This window comes from Pseudomonas syringae, assembly GCF_021606685.1.
Classification (GTDB): domain Bacteria; phylum Pseudomonadota; class Gammaproteobacteria; order Pseudomonadales; family Pseudomonadaceae; genus Aquipseudomonas; species Aquipseudomonas syringae_R.
Genome location: NZ_WKCB01000114.1, coordinates 1 through 14,737 on the forward strand (window position 1 = coordinate 1; position 14,737 = coordinate 14,737).

The following is a 14,737-nucleotide window of genomic DNA, read 5'->3' on the forward strand; positions in this document are numbered from 1 at the left end:
CGGGTATGTCAGGTCGTGAGGTAGCGCCTGTCATGGGGCCGCTTCGCGGCCCAACGCGGGCAAGCCCGCTCGCCACAACAAGCGTGCTCGCCACAAAAAGCGTGCTCACAACAGCAGGCGTTAGCGCAGGGCGTCGACGATATCGGCGACGGTGCTCAGTACGTCTTTGCCTAGCTGTTTCGAGCGTTCACCCGACCAACCGGTTTTCGGGTTGGGCGCGTCGTCGTTGTCCTTGAACGGCATCTCCAGGGTCAGGGACAGGCAGTCGTATTTCTCACCGACGGCATTGCAGGCCAAGGTCATATTCGCTTCGCCCGGCAGGTCGCGGGTGTAGCCGTGGGTGGTCTGGAAGTCGCGGGTCAGTGCGCTCAAATGGCTGCGGAAGTGTTTTTCCAGCGCTTCGATACGCGGGGTGTAGCCAGGGTTGCCTTCACAGGCGGCGGCGAATACGTAGGGGATTTCTTCGTCGCCATGGATATCGAGGAACAAGTCGACGCCGTATTTTTCCATTTGCTGCTGCACGAACAGCACTTCGGGGCTGATCTCCTGGCTGGCGCTCTGCCAGGCGCGGTTGAGGTCCTGGCCCATGGCGTTGGTGCGCAGGTGGCCATGGAAGGCGCCGTCCGGGTTCATGTTGGGCACCAGGTACAGGTCGGCAACGGCCAGCAGTTTTTTCAGCTCGGCGTCGCCATCCTGTTGCAGGCGTTCGATGATGCCTTCCATAAACCATTCGGCCATGTGCTCGCCGGGGTGTTGCTGGGCGATGATCCAGACCTTGCGGCGGCCTTCGCCGCCTTTGCCTCGGCGCAGTAACTGGATAGCCCGGCCTTCGACACTTTTACCGGTGGCCAGCAGCTGGGTACCGGCGCGGTGCAGGGCCTGGTCGATCAACCAGTCGTGGCGCTCGCGGCTGTAGGGTTCGAAGTACGCAAACCAGGCGTGCTTCTCGCGGGTTTCCAGGCTGATGTGCAGCGTCTCGCCATCAAAACGGGTGGGTACACGAAACCAGTTGATATGGTCATAGGAGGCCACGGCGTTGTAGCCGCTCCAGGCGTGCTTGTAGGAAGACTTGCCCGCATTGCTCAGGCGGAAGGTGTGGGTGTGCCCCACGTGCATGCCTTGGGCCTTGAAGTGGAACCACTGGAAATGTTGGCTGCGCGTATCGGGGTTGATGGCCAGCAGTAACTGGTAGGCATCACTGGCGTCGAGCACTTGGATATTGCCACTGTCGAAGTCGGTGCTGATCTTGATAGAGGTCAAGGCCACGGTCATAGTCTGGTTGCCTGAATATGAGTGTTGTGGCGGCTATATTACACAGGAGTCTGGTAAAGGCTGGGTGTGAAATTGTTGCGGGGCGGGGGGCGTCGTCCATGACGCCGCGGCAGCTTAGAATCTATGAGATTGATTCTCAAGCGCTATTTCGCAGAGATGTGAGCCAGAGCACTCGACTGGCTTTCTTTTGGCGATGGTCTTTTGCTACCATGCGCGCCATCGAGCAACACACAGTCTTCATTAGCCTGAAGCCATGCCAGGGAAACTGGCAAAAAAAAGACCCGGCCAAAGAGCCGGGTCAAAAACCGTGATTAGCCTGATGAGGAGATATTCCAAGAGTCCGACCTAAGGTCTCTTGGTCTATCGACTGATCTCGCGATCAGCTGGGTCCAATAATAATCATTCTCATTTTCAAGTCAAATGTTTTTATCCCTCGGATAGAAATATTTTTGCGTCGCGCCTGTCACGCATTGGCATGAGCCTCTGGCGCCCGCAACGATCGCTCCACCATCGCTTTTGCCATATCAATCAAATACACCACTGAAAATGCCAGGTCGCGGTTGTTGCCTTGATGGCTGCTTGCCGATTCATAGGCGGTGGCCGCCGCACTGCGCAGCAGGTCTGAGGCGTGCACCAGGGCTTCTTCCTGACTGATGCCAGGCCTGATGGCGAATAGCACCCCGTCCGGGTCTGGCGCGGACAGGTTTTCTTTCAAGTAAAAATCCAACGCGCGCTGGGCTGCACCGCTGCTGCGCAGGCTGTGCAAGTCGTCGTTTTCAGGAGGGGCTGGCGCAAGGTGCGGGCTAGTCGTCATCAGGGCGGTACTCTGGGGTGGGCGGAAAACCTTGGGTCTGATAATAGTACGTATCGTATTTATGTCCCTTTATGGATTACTACAAACTGTTTATTGTCCTGAAAACTACACACCGTATTGTCAGGCCCCATGGATAACTGGATAGCGTTGGTCAAAGCCAACATGAAAGACCGCAAGGTCACGCAGGATCAACTGGCCGAACGCTTGGGCATGTCCCAGGGCGGGGTAGGCCATTGGCTCAACAAACGCCGGGTGCCGAGCCTGGCGGACATGAACCGGGTGCTGTCGGAGCTGGGGCTGGGGTATCTGGAAGTGGCGCTGGAGATTCGCGAGCGTGCAGCTGTAGCACCGGCGGTGGAAAATCATTACAACCCGTATTTCCGCTATCCCGTCAGCGACTGGCAGGGTGCCTGCGAGCTGCGTGAAGAGCGTGCCACCTATGGCGCAGCCCGTTTTGAACTGACCGATTACCACGCCCAGGGCGAAGCCTTCTGGCTGCCCGTGACCGGCGACGCAATGACCGCCCCCAGCGGCCTGAGCATCAGCGCCGGCATGATGATCCTGGTGGACCCGGCCATTGCGGCCGCGCCGGGCAAGCTGGTGGTCGCGCAATGGGCGGACCGCCCTCAGGCGACCTTCCGCCAGCTGTTGGAGGAGAGCGGCCAGCTCTACCTGGTGCCGCTCAACCCCACTTACCCTAAGCTGCTGTTCACCGACGCGTGCCGCATCCTCGGCGTGGTGGTGCAGGCCACGGCGAAGTTCTAATCCGCCGTTTCGAGTTCGACCAGCGCGCACCCTTCGGCAACCATTTCGCCTTCCTGGCAGAACAGCGCCTTGACCACCCCGGCGTGCGGTGCGCGGATGCTGTGTTCCATCTTCATCGCTTCCAGCACCACCAGTTGAGTGCCAGCTTCCACGGCCTGGCCGACCTCCACCAGCACGCGCACGATGCTGCCATTCATCGGCGCCGTCAGGCCGCCCTGGTGCGCTTGGTTGGCCTCCACGGCGGCAATCGGATCGAACAGGCTGACGCCCTGCATCTCGCCGTCCCAACGCAGAAACAGCGTGCCTTGGCTGCGTACCGCCAGGTGGGTGCGACGCACACCCTGGCGTTCGATCAGCAACTGTTCGCCCTGCAGTTGCGGCGTCGGTTGGGCCAGTGTGACCAGCCGATCCTGCCCATTGCAGCTCAGGTGCAGCGAAACTTCGGCAGGCAGCCCCGCGCGAAAACCGCGATTATCTGCCCAAGGCCCGTCACCCGCCGGCAAGCTCTGCATGAAGGCCGCGCCGGCGGCCTGCCAGAACTCATCGCTCAATGCGCCGGGCGGCGGTAGCAGTTGATCCTGATAGCGCGGAATAAACCCGGTATCCAGCGCTGCCGCAGCAAATGCCGGATGCCCGATAATGCGCCGCAAAAAGCCCAGGTTGGTCTTGAGCCCGCCGACCGCAAACTCATCGAGCATGCTCAACAAACGCAAGCGCGCTTGTTCTCGGTCTTCCCCCCAGGCGATCAGCTTGCCCAGCATCGGGTCATAGAACGGCGAGACGCTGTCGCCTTGCTCGACGCCGCTGTCCACGCGGCGGCCCGCGCCGGGTGCGGATTCGCGGTAGAGCGTCAGGTGCCCGGTGGCAGGCAGGAAATCATTCGCCGGGTCTTCGGCATACAGGCGCACTTCAATCGCATGGCCGATCAGCGGCACCTGCGCTTGGGTGATCGGCAGCGCCTCGCCCTGGGCTACGCGAATTTGCCAGGCCACCAGGTCCAGGCCGGTAATCGCCTCGGTGACCGGGTGTTCCACTTGCAGCCGCGTGTTCATTTCCATAAAGAAGAATTCACCGCGCGCATCCAGCAAAAATTCGACGGTGCCCGCGCCGACATATCCGATAGCCTGGGCCGCACGCACGGCGGCTTCGCCCATGGCTTTGCGCTGTTCGGCGCTCAAACCGGGTGCCGGGGCTTCTTCCACGACCTTCTGATGGCGGCGCTGGATCGAGCAGTCCCGCTCGTTGAGGTATAAGCAGTGCCCGTGCTGGTCGGCAAACACCTGGATCTCAACATGGCGTGGCTTGAGCAGGTATTTCTCCACCAGCATCTGGCTGTTGCCGAACGAGGACAGCGCCTCACGCTGGGCCGAGGCCAGGGCTTCGGCGAGTTGGTCGACGTGCTCGACCACCTTCATGCCCTTGCCACCGCCACCGGCTGTGGCCTTGAGCAACACGGGGTAGCCGATGCGTTCACAGGCGGCGCGGAAGGTGTCCAGATCCTGGGCTTCACCGTGATAGCCCGGCACCAGCGGCACTCCGGCGGTTTCCATCAGCGCCTTGGCCGCCGATTTGCTGCCCATGGCGTCGATGGCCGAGGCAGGTGGGCCGAGGAAGATCAGGCCAGCCGCTTCAATTGCGCGGGCAAAGCCTGCGTTTTCCGACAGGAACCCATAGCCCGGATGGATCGCCTGGGCGCCGCTGGCGTGGGCGGCGGCGATCAGTTTGTCGATTTGCAGGTAGCTTTCGCTGGCCTTGCTGCCGCCCAGGTCGACACGGATGTCGGCTTCACGGCTATGTCGCGCATCACGGTCGATGGCGCTGTGCACGGCCACGGTGGTCAGCCCCATCGCCTTGGCGGTGCGCATCACCCGGCAGGCAATTTCGCCACGGTTGGCCACCAGCACGGTAGTCAATGTGCTCATTCGCGCGGCTCCTGTGGCTGCCAGCTGGGCGGGCGCTTTTGCAGAAAGGCGCGCAAGCCTTCCTGGCCTTCGGCGCTGACGCGGATACGTGCGATGGCGTTTTCGCAATAACGGCGCAGGGCAGGGGTGAGGGCCCCGTTACCCACTTCGCGCAGCAGGTCCTTGCTGGCGCGCATTGCCGCCGGGCTGTTGTGCAGCAGGTTGTTTACCCACTGCTCTACGTGGCGGTCCAGTTCATCCGCCGGATAGCTTTCTGCCAATAGGCCGATGTCCCGCGCACGTTGGCCGCCAAAGCGTTCGGCGGTGAGGGCATAGCGCCTCGCCGCTCGCTCGCCGATGGCCTGCACCACGAAGGGGCTGATCACGGCCGGCGCGAGGCCGATGCGAACTTCCGACAGGCAGAACTGTGCATCATCGGCGCCGATGGCCATGTCGCAGCAACTGATCAAGCCCAGTGCGCCGCCATAGGCCGCACCTTGCACCACGGCCAGGGTCGGGATTTTCAGCTTGGCCAGGTTGTACATCAGCTCCGCCAGTTCGCGGGCGTCGTCCAGGTTGGTGTGGTAATCCAGCTCGGCCGACTGCTGCATCCAGGCCAGGTCGGCACCAGCACTGAAGTGTTTGCCGCGCCCGCGCAGGACTAAAAAGCGCAGGCTGGGATCACCTTGCACCTGGTCGAGGGCGATGATCAGTTCGCGGATCATCTGGGCGTTGAACGCGTTGTTCTTGGCTTCACGACTGAGCCACAGCGTGGCAAAGCCACGGCTGTCGGTGATCAGTTCGAGGGTGTTGAAATCGCTCATGGGGTACAGCTCCATTTACATGCGGAACACGCCGAAGCGGCTCGGCTCGATGGGGGCATTCAGCGCAGCGGACAAGGCCAGGGCCAGTACGTCGCGGGTCTGCATTGGGTCGATGACCCCGTCATCCCACAGGCGCGCGCTGGAGTAGTAGGGGTGCCCCTGGGTTTCGTACTGGTCGAGGATCGGCTGTTTGATCGCGGCCTCTTGCGCGGCGCTGAAGGCATTGCCGGCGCGTTCGGCCTGCTCGCGCTTGACCTGCACCAGTACGCCCGCGGCCTGTTCGGCACCCATCACGCCGATGCGCGCGTTGGGCCACATCCACAAAAAGCGCGGGTCATAGGCGCGGCCGCACATGCCGTAGTTGCCGGCGCCGAAGCTGCCACCGATGATCACGGTGAATTTCGGCACCTTGGCGCAGGCCACGGCGGTGACCAGCTTGGCGCCATGTTTGGCGATGCCGCCGGCCTCGTACTTTTGCCCGACCATAAACCCGGTGATGTTCTGCAGGAACAGCAGGGGAATCCCGCGCTGGCAGGCGAGTTCGATAAAGTGCGCGCCTTTTTGCGCGGCTTCGGCGAACAGAATCCCGTTGTTGGCCAGGATCGCAATCGGGTAGCCCTGCAGGTGCGCAAACCCACACACCAGGGTGGTGCCGAACAGCGCCTTGAACTCATCGAACACCGAGCCGTCCACCAGCCGCGCGATCACTTCGCGCACATCGAACGGCTGCTTGGCATCCGCCGGAATTACCCCGTAAAGCTCTTCGCTGCTGAACAGCGGCGCTACCGGCGTGCGTTGCAGCAACGCGCCTTGCTTGCGCCAGTTGAGGTTGGCGACACTGCGTCGGGCCAGGGCCAGGGCGTGTTCGTCGCTGTCGGCATAGTGGTCGGCCACGCCGGAAATCTTGCAATGCACGTCGGCCCCGCCGAGGTCCTCGGCACTCACCACCTCGCCGGTGGCAGCCTTCACCAGCGGCGGCCCGGCGAGGAAAATAGTGGCTTGCTGGCGCACCATGATCGCTTCGTCGGCCATGGCCGGCACGTAGGCGCCACCGGCGGTGCACGAGCCCATCACCACGGCGATCTGCGGGATGCCCTGGGCACTCATGTTGGCCTGGTTGAAGAAGATCCGCCCGAAATGCTCGCGGTCGGGGAACACTTCGTCCTGACGTGGCAGATTGGCGCCGCCGGAGTCCACCAGGTAGATGCACGGCAGGCGGTTCTGCTCGGCGATGGTTTGCGCGCGCAGGTGTTTTTTCACGGTGAGCGGGTAGTAGGAGCCGCCTTTCACGGTGGCATCGTTGGCGACGATCATGCATTCCACGCCTTCCACCCGGCCAATCCCGGCGATCACCCCGGCGGCGGGCACGTCCTCGCCATACACCTGATGCGCAGCCAATTGGCTGAGTTCCAGGAACGGTGAGCCCGGATCGAGCAGGCGATTGATGCGCTCGCGGGGCAGCAGTTTGCCGCGCGAAGTATGGCGCTCCTGGGCTTGCGCGCCGCCGCCTTGCTGCACGTGGGCGAGCAGGCTGTGCAGGGCGTCGACCTGTTGGCGCATCGCCGCGCTGTTGGCAGCGAACTCCGCCGAGCGCGGGTTGAGTTGAGTGTGCAAGGTGGCCATGGGCACGCTCCTTCAGCGGGTTTCGTTGAAGAGTTCGCGACCGATCAGCATCCGCCGAATCTCACTGGTGCCGGCGCCAATTTCATACAGCTTGGCGTCACGCAGCAGGCGGCCGGCGGGGAATTCATTGATATAGCCGTTGCCGCCCAGGATCTGGATCGCATCCAGGGCCATTTGCGTAGCGCGCTCGGCGCTGTAGAGGATCACCCCGGCGGCGTCCTTGCGCGTGGTTTCGCCGCGCTCGCAAGCCTGGGCCACCGCGTAGAGGTAGGCACGGCTGGCGTTGAGCTGGGTGTACATGTCGGCGACTTTGCCCTGGATCAGCTGGAACTCGCCGATGCTCTGGCCGAACTGCTTGCGGTCGTGGATGTAGGGTACGATCAGGTCCATGCACGCCTGCATGATCCCGGTGGGGCCGCCGGAGAGCACCACGCGTTCGTAGTCGAGGCCGCTCATCAGCACTTTGACGCCACCGTTGAGGGCGCCAAGGATGTTTTCTTCGGGCACTTCCACGTCATCGAAAAACAGTTCGCAGGTGTTGGAGCCGCGCATGCCCAGCTTGTCGAACTTGTTGCTGCGGCTGAAACCTTTCCAGTCACGCTCGACGATGAACGCGGTGATGCCGTGCGGGCCCTTTTCCAGGTCGGTCTTGGCGTAGATCACGTAGGTGTTGGCGTCGGGGCCGTTGGTGATCCAGGTCTTGCTGCCGTTGAGCACATAGCGGTCGCCGCGCTTGTCCGCACGCAGCTTCATCGACACCACGTCGGAGCCGGCATTCGGCTCGCTCATGGCGAGGGCGCCGACGTGTTCGCCGCTGATCAGTTTGGGCAGGTAGTTGAGCTTCTGCGTGTGGTTGCCGTTGCGGTTGATCTGGTTCACGCACAGGTTGGAGTGGGCGCCGTAGGACAACGCGACCGAGGCCGAGCCGCGGCTGATTTCTTCCATGGTCACCACGTGGGCCAGGTAGCCGAGGCCAGCGCCGCCGTATTCTTCCGCCACCGTGATGCCCAGCAGGCCCATGTCACCGAACTTGCGCCACAGGTCGGCGGGGAACAGGTTATCGATGTCGATCTGTGCCGCGCGGGGCGCGATCTCTTTGGCCACGAAGGACTGCACCTGGTCGCGCAGCATGTCGATGGTTTCACCGAGGGCGAAGTTCAGGGACGGGTAACTCATGGACAGGCACCTTAAATGTGAGCTTTGTTGTTGTGTGGTTGATGCGCCAGGGAAGGGCGCTCACCTTTACGTTAACGTAAGCTTGCGTTGCGACGCTGTCAATCGTAGTTTACGTTTACGTCAACCTACAAAAAAGACAACAGGGGTCGTTATGGATCAACCGAACCAGAGCTACAGCCGTGGTACTCAGGACAAGGCCTTGCTGGCCATGACCATTGGCCAGGCCTTCGATCACACCGTTACGCAGTACCCCGAGGGCGAAGCCCTGGTGGTTGGCCATCAGCAGCGCCGCTATACCTGGCGCCAGCTGGCCGAGACGGTCGATGTGCACGCCCGCGCCTTCATGGCCCTTGGCATGCAAACCGGTGATCGCCTGGGGATCTGGGCGCCCAACGGGGCCGAGTGGTGCATCAGCCAGATCGCCAGCGCCAAGCTCGGGGTGATCCTGGTCAACATCAACCCGGCATACCGCAGCAGTGAGCTGGAGTACGTGCTCAAGCAGTCCGGATGCCAGTGGCTGGTGTGCGCCGGTTCGTTCAAGACCTCTGACTACCACGCCATGCTGCAGGAGCTGCAGCCCGATCTGCGTGCCATCATCAGCCTCGACCCCAACCCGCCTACGGGATTTATGCCCTGGGCGCAATTGGCCGCGCTGGGCGCCGGCGTCCCGCGCGAACAGCTTCACGCCCGCCAGGCCAGCCTGCACTTCGATCAAGCCGTCAACATTCAGTACACCTCTGGCACCACGGGCTTCCCCAAGGGCGCCACCCTCAGCCACCACAACATCCTCAATAACGGTTACATGGTCGGCGAAAGCCTGGGTTTGACCGCGCAGGACCGCCTGGTGATCCCGGTGCCGCTCTACCACTGTTTTGGCATGGTGATGGGCAACCTGGGGTGCATCACCCATGGCACCACCATGATCTATCCCAATGACAGTTTCGACCCGCTGCTGACCCTCGCCATCGTCGCCGAGGAACGCGCCACGGGGCTGTATGGCGTGCCCACGATGTTCATCGCCATGCTCGATCATCCGCGCCTTGCTGACTTTGACCTGTCCACCTTGCGCACCGGCATCATGGCCGGCGCCACGTGCCCCATCGAGGTGATGCGCCGAGTCATCAGCGAGATGCACATGAGCGAGGTGCAGATAGCCTACGGCATGACCGAAACCAGCCCGGTGTCCTTGCAGACCGGGGCGAATGACGACCTGGAGCGCCGCGTGACCACCGTCGGCCGCACGCAGCCGCAGCTGGAAAGCAAGATCATCGATGCCGACGGCAACACCGTCGCGCGCGGTGAGATAGGGGAGCTGTGTACGCGGGGCTACAGCGTGATGCTCGGCTACTGGAACAACCCGCAAGGCACCCGTGAGGCCATCGACGACGCGGGCTGGATGCGCACCGGCGACCTGGCGACCATGGATGAGCACGGCTACGTGTGCATCGCCGGGCGCAACAAGGACATGATCATCCGTGGTGGCGAGAACGTGTACCCGCGCGAGCTGGAGGAGTTTTTCTTCACCCACCCGGCGGTGGCTGATGTGCAGATCATCGGCATTCCGGATGCGCGTTACGGTGAAGAGATCGTCGCCTGGGTCAAGTTCCACCCCGGCCATGTGGCCAACGCGCTGGAACTGCAAACCTGGTGCAAGGGCCGCATTGCGCATTTCAAGACACCCAAGCACTTCAAGTTCGTCGACGAGTTTCCGATGACGGTGACGGGCAAGATCCAGAAATTCCGCATGCGCGAAATCTCGATTGCAGAGATTCAAATGCAATCTCAGTAACACGGCATAAACCATGTGGGAGGGGGCTTGCCCCCGATGGCGGCATGCCAGCTATAGATTTATCAACTGACACACCCGCATCGGGGGCAAGCCCCCTCCCACATTTTGATCGTTCTGAACGGCAGAAAGCACAAAGGGGACCCGAGGGTCCCCTTTAATTTGTCGTTGCGTGCTCTTTTTTATTATTGAGGGGCGGTCTGTTGTTGTTTTTGGCAACCGTTACCCTTTACCGCTGTTTTTGGCGACCCCCATTCAGGGTCAAGAGCAAACGTATTTTTTTGAGCGCTGATCTGCTTCTTCGTTATCGATCCAACCAGTGGGTAGCTACCTGAGGTAGTTTTATTTTTCTCTAACCGGTTGCGGGTTGCGGCACGCCGTACCCTGCGAAGCACATCTTCTCCAAAAAAATCTGTTAGCTGCGTCTCTGCCGTGTTGTTCTTGTTATGTCAGAGTCGTTTCGTCTTATTTTTATTAGGCTTGGTGCTTTTTATTCTTGTTATGCCATAGAGATAGCAGAAGCCGTGCCAACTTTTTAAATCCCTTTAAAATCAATGGCTTGGTTTTTTCGTGGGCAATGGCCTACGGCCAAATCTGGAAAATATGTTCCCGTGTTACTCGATGTTCAGGCCTGCGGTAACACATTCTCACAACTGCGCTACTCAAACGGCGTTACGCGCCTTGGCTACGCGCGAACCTGTGGGGCGGCCCACCACGTGGCTGATGTGCTGACCGGCGCGAATCAAGGCCTCCAGATCGATACCGGTGTCGATACCCAAGCCGTTGAGCAGGTACACCACATCTTCGGTGGCGACGTTACCGCTGGCGCCCTTGGCGTAAGGGCAGCCGCCGAGGCCCGCGATAGAGCTGTCGAACACACTGATGCCTTCGAGCAGGCTGGCGTAGATATTGGCGATGGCCTGGCCGTAAGTGTCGTGGAAGTGCCCTGCCAGCTTGTCCCGTGGCACCTGCGTCCCGACCACGTCGAACAACCGCCGCGTGGCGCCCGCCGTGCCGGTGCCGATGGTGTCGCCCAGCGACACCTCATAGCAGCCCATGGCATACAGCTCCCGCGCCACCGCCGCCACCTGCTCCGGCGCAACCTCACCTTCGTAAGGGCAGCCGAGCACACACGACACATAGCCGCGCACGCTGACCCCGTGTTGCTTCGCCGCCGCCATGATCGGCACAAAACGCTCCAGGCTTTGGCTGATCGAGCAGTTGATATTGCGCTGCGAAAACGCCTCCGACGCCGCCGCAAACACCGCGACTTCCTTCACGCCTGCCGCCAGCGCGTCTTCGAAACCGCGCAGGTTCGGCGCCAGGGCCGCGTAGGTCACGCCGGGCTTGCGTTGAATCTGCGCGAATACCTCGGCGGACCCCGCCATTTGCGGCACCCATTTGGGCGACACAAAACTGCCCACTTCGATGTAGCTCAAGCCCGCCGCGCTCAGCGCGTCCACCAACTGCACCTTGTCGGCCACGCTGATGGGGTGGGCTTCGTTCTGCAAACCGTCGCGCGGTCCGACTTCAACCAGGCGTACGTGTGAGGGGAGAGACATGGCAGTTACCTTCTATCAATGGTCAGCTTGGCGCAGGGTGGTGGCCAGGGCCTGGGTGCAGCGCTCTTCGGCAGTGTCCAGTTCCAGCTTCATTTGTTCGATATCCAGCAGTTGCTGTTCCAACTGCGCGCGGCGCTCGGCGATCTTCGCCAGCATGCTGTTGAGCTGGATGTGATTGCCGCTGGTGGGGTCGTAGAGTTCGATGAGTTCGCGGCATTCGGCCAGGGAAAAACCGATGCGCTTGCCACGCAGGATCAGCTTGAGGCTGACCTTGTCGCGCGCCGAGTAGATGCGCTCCTGGCCCCGGCGTTCGGGGGCCAGCAGGCCTTGTTCTTCATAGAAGCGAATGGCGCGGGTAGTGATGTCGAGCTCGCGGGCCAGGTCGGAGATGCTGTAGGTCGTGCTCATGGGGGCGCTCAGGAAGGTCTTGGCGCTAAGCTAATGGCAGGTTGACGTAAACGTCAAGGGCCGCTGCGCGGCCCATCGGGGGCAAGCCCCCTCCCACAGGGGGCTCTTCAACCTGGGGTCTGTTGTTTGTCCAGTTTCTTTTCGTGAGCGGTGACCTGCTGGCACAACTCGATCATCTGCTCGCGCATCCAGCGGTTGGCCGGGTCCTGGTCGGTGCTTTCGTGCCAGTACAGGTGGGTTTCCACCGGTGGCACATCGTTGACCGGCAGGTTGAACCAGTGCAGTTCGTGGCGCCGGGCGAAGCGCTCGGGCACGGTCATCACCATGTCGGTCTGCTGCAACACCTGCGAGGCCATCAGGTAGTGCTGGGAGCGCAGGGCGATCTTGCGCTGGATGCCCATCTTGCCCAGCGCCAGGTCGACATGGCCCAGGCCGTTGCGGCGGCTGGAGATGTGGATATGGGTCAGCGACAAGTAATCATCCAGGCTCAGCTTGTCCTTGCCGGCCATCGGGTGGCCCTTGCGCATGGCGCACACGTAACGGTCTTCCATCAGCTTGACGTGGCGCACCTGCGGGTCAGTGTTGAGCGGCGCGTCCACGGCGAAATCCAGGCGCCCGGCCGCCAGTTCCTTGGTGGTTTCGCGACGTTTGGACAGGAAACTCTCGATCACCACGGTCGGCGCCAGGCGGCGCAGGCGCTGGAACAGCAGCGGCAGAATCACCGCCTCGGTGAGGTCGGTCATGCTGATGCGGTAGGTCTTGGCGGCCTGCTGCGGGTTGAAGATGCGGCTTTCCTGCACCGACACCCGCAGCAACGACAGCGCATTGCGCACCGGGCCGATGATGTTCTGCGCCATCGGCGTGGGCACCATGCCTTGGGCCGTGCGCACGAACAGCGGGTCGTTGAAGGTTTCCCGCAGGCGCGCCAGGGCGTTGGACACGGCCGGCTGAGTGATGCCGACGATCTGCCCGGCACGGGTCAGGTTGGCTTCGGTGTAGATCGCGTCAAAGACGATGAAGAGGTTGAGGTCGACCTTGCTCAGATTCATTGCTTTGCTCTTATTGTTAGGTGGCGATTTGTGAAGGGCTCATACGTCGATCATATATCGGTGATGAATGTTAATACACGCCGAGAATAGGCTAGGTAAATTATCAACGCTGTTCTAGCATCGATTGCATGACCTAAACAACCTCTCAAAGAAGGGAGCTGCTCATGGATTTCGCCTATTCGCCCAAGGTTCAGGAACTGCGTGAACGCGTCACTGCGTTCATGGATGCTTACGTTTACCCGGCCGAGCCGGTGTTCGAACGCCAGGTCAGTGAAGGCGACCGCTGGCAGCCCACTGCCATCATGGAAGAACTCAAAGCCAAGGCTAAGGCCGAGGGCCTGTGGAACCTGTTCCTGCCTGAATCCGAGCTGGGTGCTGGCCTGACCAACCTCGAATACGCGCCACTCGCCGAAATCATGGGCCGCTCGCTGCTGGGCCCCGAGCCCTTCAATTGCTCCGCCCCCGACACCGGCAACATGGAAGTGCTGGTGCGCTACGCCAACGAAGAACAAAAAGAGCGCTGGTTGCAGCCGCTGCTGCGCGGCGAGATCCGCTCGGCGTTTGCCATGACTGAACCTGACGTGGCCTCCTCGGACGCCACCAACATGGCCGCCCGCGCCGAGCGCCAGGGCGACCAATGGGTGATCAACGGCAAGAAGTGGTGGACCTCCGGCGCTTGCGACCCGCGCTGCAAGATCCTCATCTTCATGGGCTTGAGCAACCCGGACGCGCCGCGCCACCAGCAGCATTCGATGATCCTGGTGCCGGTGGACACTCCCGGTGTAAAAATCGTGCGCCCGCTGCCGGTATTCGGCTACGACGACGCCCCCCACGGCCACGCCGAGGTGCTGTTCGACAACGTACGGGTGCCGTATGAAAACGTACTGCTCGGTGAAGGTCGCGGTTTTGAGATTGCACAGGGTCGCCTTGGCCCAGGCCGTATCCACCACTGCATGCGCTCCATCGGCATGGCCGAGCGTGCGCTGGAACTGATGTGCAAACGCGCCGTCAGCCGTACCGCGTTCGGCAAACCATTGGCGCGACTGGGCGGCAATATCGACAAGATCGCCGACTCACGCATGGAAATCGACATGGCGCGCCTGCTCACACTCAAGGCTGCCTACATGATGGACACCGCGGGTAACAAAGTGGCGAAAAGCGAAATCGCCCAGATCAAGGTCGTGGCCCCGAACGTGGCATTGAAGGTGATTGACCGCGCGATTCAGATCCATGGCGGCGCCGGTGTCTCCAACGACTTCCCGTTGGCCTACATGTACGCCATGCAGCGCACCCTGCGCCTGGCCGACGGCCCGGACGAAGTGCACCGCGCGGCCATCGGCAAGTTCGAGATCGGCAAGTATGTGCCTAAAGAGCTGATGCGCAGCGGGCAGTAAGCTCCCGGTGCCCGACTCGCCTCTCTTGATGTGGCGAGCGGGCCTATGTGGCGAGCGGGTTCGTGTGGCAAGCGGGTTCGTGTGGCGAGCGGGCTTGCCCGCGTTGGGCTGCGAAGCAGCCCCAAAACCAAACGCCGCGGTGCGCCTGAAAAATGTGCTGGAC

Annotated in this window: 12 protein-coding genes; 3 read left to right on the forward strand and 9 right to left on the reverse strand. The window is 61.8% G+C overall.

The window, feature by feature from the left end; genetic code table 11:
• Positions 1-120 precede the first annotated feature (120 nt).
• A complete protein-coding gene (locus tag GIW02_RS25700) occupies positions 121-1,272 on the reverse strand; it encodes a M14 family metallopeptidase (protein WP_236416490.1) in 1,152 nt (383 codons plus the stop codon).
• Positions 1,273-1,735: 463 nt separating this feature from the next.
• Entirely contained in the window at positions 1,736-2,086 is a 351-nt protein-coding gene (locus GIW02_RS25705; RefSeq protein ID WP_236416487.1) for a DUF6124 family protein, read from the reverse strand.
• Between the two features lie 129 nt (positions 2,087-2,215).
• Between GIW02_RS25705 and GIW02_RS25710 the strand changes: the two genes are divergently transcribed.
• Positions 2,216-2,851 carry a S24 family peptidase gene (locus tag GIW02_RS25710; protein ID WP_236416484.1) on the forward strand — a complete coding sequence of 212 codons (636 nt, stop codon included), beginning with the start codon at positions 2,216-2,218 and terminating at the stop codon, positions 2,849-2,851.
• On the opposite strand, the gene GIW02_RS25715 is transcribed toward GIW02_RS25710, so the two are convergent.
• The 4 genes from GIW02_RS25715 to GIW02_RS25730 are packed head-to-tail and all read right to left on the reverse strand — an operon-like array spanning position 2,848 to position 8,375.
• Positions 2,848-4,773: an acetyl-CoA carboxylase biotin carboxylase subunit gene (locus GIW02_RS25715; protein ID WP_236416481.1), complete on the reverse strand. Its 1,926-nt coding sequence runs from the start codon at positions 4,771-4,773 to the stop codon at positions 2,848-2,850. The two genes, GIW02_RS25710 and GIW02_RS25715, sit on opposite strands and share 4 nt — an antisense overlap.
• The gene (locus GIW02_RS25720) at positions 4,770-5,576 is read right to left on the reverse strand and encodes a gamma-carboxygeranoyl-CoA hydratase (RefSeq protein WP_236416478.1); all 807 of its coding nucleotides are present in this window, start codon (positions 5,574-5,576) and stop codon (positions 4,770-4,772) included. Before GIW02_RS25720 ends, GIW02_RS25715 begins: the two co-directional genes overlap by 4 nt.
• 15 nt (positions 5,577-5,591) lie before the next feature.
• Complete coding sequence (locus GIW02_RS25725; protein WP_236416462.1) at positions 5,592-7,199, reverse strand: carboxyl transferase domain-containing protein; 1,608 nt, start codon at positions 7,197-7,199, stop codon at positions 5,592-5,594.
• Between the two features lie 12 nt (positions 7,200-7,211).
• Complete coding sequence (locus tag GIW02_RS25730) at positions 7,212-8,375, reverse strand: isovaleryl-CoA dehydrogenase (protein WP_236416459.1); 1,164 nt, start codon at positions 8,373-8,375, stop codon at positions 7,212-7,214.
• Between the two features lie 151 nt (positions 8,376-8,526).
• Between GIW02_RS25730 and GIW02_RS25735 the strand changes: the two genes are divergently transcribed.
• Positions 8,527-10,164 carry an AMP-binding protein gene (locus tag GIW02_RS25735; protein WP_236422174.1) on the forward strand — a complete coding sequence of 546 codons (1,638 nt, stop codon included), beginning with the start codon at positions 8,527-8,529 and terminating at the stop codon, positions 10,162-10,164.
• Positions 10,165-10,823: 659 nt separating this feature from the next.
• Here GIW02_RS25735 and GIW02_RS25740 read toward each other — a convergent pair.
• From GIW02_RS25740 to GIW02_RS25750, 3 genes are all read right to left on the reverse strand, one after another.
• Positions 10,824-11,723 carry a hydroxymethylglutaryl-CoA lyase gene (locus GIW02_RS25740; RefSeq protein WP_236419410.1) on the reverse strand — a complete coding sequence of 300 codons (900 nt, stop codon included), beginning with the start codon at positions 11,721-11,723 and terminating at the stop codon, positions 10,824-10,826.
• 15 nt (positions 11,724-11,738) lie between these two features.
• Entirely contained in the window at positions 11,739-12,131 is a 393-nt protein-coding gene (locus tag GIW02_RS25745) for a MerR family transcriptional regulator (RefSeq protein WP_236419412.1), read from the reverse strand.
• A 107-nt stretch (positions 12,132-12,238) separates the two neighbouring features.
• Positions 12,239-13,180, reverse strand: coding sequence for a LysR family transcriptional regulator (locus tag GIW02_RS25750; RefSeq protein ID WP_236419413.1), 942 nt, complete (start codon positions 13,178-13,180; stop codon positions 12,239-12,241).
• A 164-nt stretch (positions 13,181-13,344) separates the two neighbouring features.
• Between GIW02_RS25750 and GIW02_RS25755 the strand changes: the two genes are divergently transcribed.
• Positions 13,345-14,574, forward strand: coding sequence for an acyl-CoA dehydrogenase (locus GIW02_RS25755; RefSeq protein WP_236419414.1), 1,230 nt, complete (start codon positions 13,345-13,347; stop codon positions 14,572-14,574).
• The last annotated feature ends 163 nt before the right edge of the window (positions 14,575-14,737 follow it).

Excerpts from the sequence above, each read along its gene's own strand:
- GIW02_RS25700 (WP_236416490.1), bottom strand. The coding sequence starts at position 1,272 with ATGACCGTGGCCTTGACCTCTATCAAGATCAGCACCGACTTCGACAGT.
- GIW02_RS25705 (WP_236416487.1), bottom strand. The coding sequence starts at position 2,086 with ATGACGACTAGCCCGCACCTTGCGCCAGCCCCTCCTGAAAACGACGAC.
- GIW02_RS25710 (WP_236416484.1), top strand. The coding sequence starts at position 2,216 with ATGGATAACTGGATAGCGTTGGTCAAAGCCAACATGAAAGACCGCAAG.
- GIW02_RS25715 (WP_236416481.1), bottom strand. The coding sequence starts at position 4,773 with ATGAGCACATTGACTACCGTGCTGGTGGCCAACCGTGGCGAAATTGCC.
- GIW02_RS25720 (WP_236416478.1), bottom strand. The coding sequence starts at position 5,576 with ATGAGCGATTTCAACACCCTCGAACTGATCACCGACAGCCGTGGCTTT.
- GIW02_RS25725 (WP_236416462.1), bottom strand. The coding sequence starts at position 7,199 with ATGGCCACCTTGCACACTCAACTCAACCCGCGCTCGGCGGAGTTCGCT.
- GIW02_RS25730 (WP_236416459.1), bottom strand. The coding sequence starts at position 8,375 with ATGAGTTACCCGTCCCTGAACTTCGCCCTCGGTGAAACCATCGACATG.
- GIW02_RS25735 (WP_236422174.1), top strand. The coding sequence starts at position 8,527 with ATGGATCAACCGAACCAGAGCTACAGCCGTGGTACTCAGGACAAGGCC.
- GIW02_RS25740 (WP_236419410.1), bottom strand. The coding sequence starts at position 11,723 with ATGTCTCTCCCCTCACACGTACGCCTGGTTGAAGTCGGACCGCGCGAC.
- GIW02_RS25745 (WP_236419412.1), bottom strand. The coding sequence starts at position 12,131 with ATGAGCACGACCTACAGCATCTCCGACCTGGCCCGCGAGCTCGACATC.
- GIW02_RS25750 (WP_236419413.1), bottom strand. The coding sequence starts at position 13,180 with ATGAATCTGAGCAAGGTCGACCTCAACCTCTTCATCGTCTTTGACGCG.
- GIW02_RS25755 (WP_236419414.1), top strand. The coding sequence starts at position 13,345 with ATGGATTTCGCCTATTCGCCCAAGGTTCAGGAACTGCGTGAACGCGTC.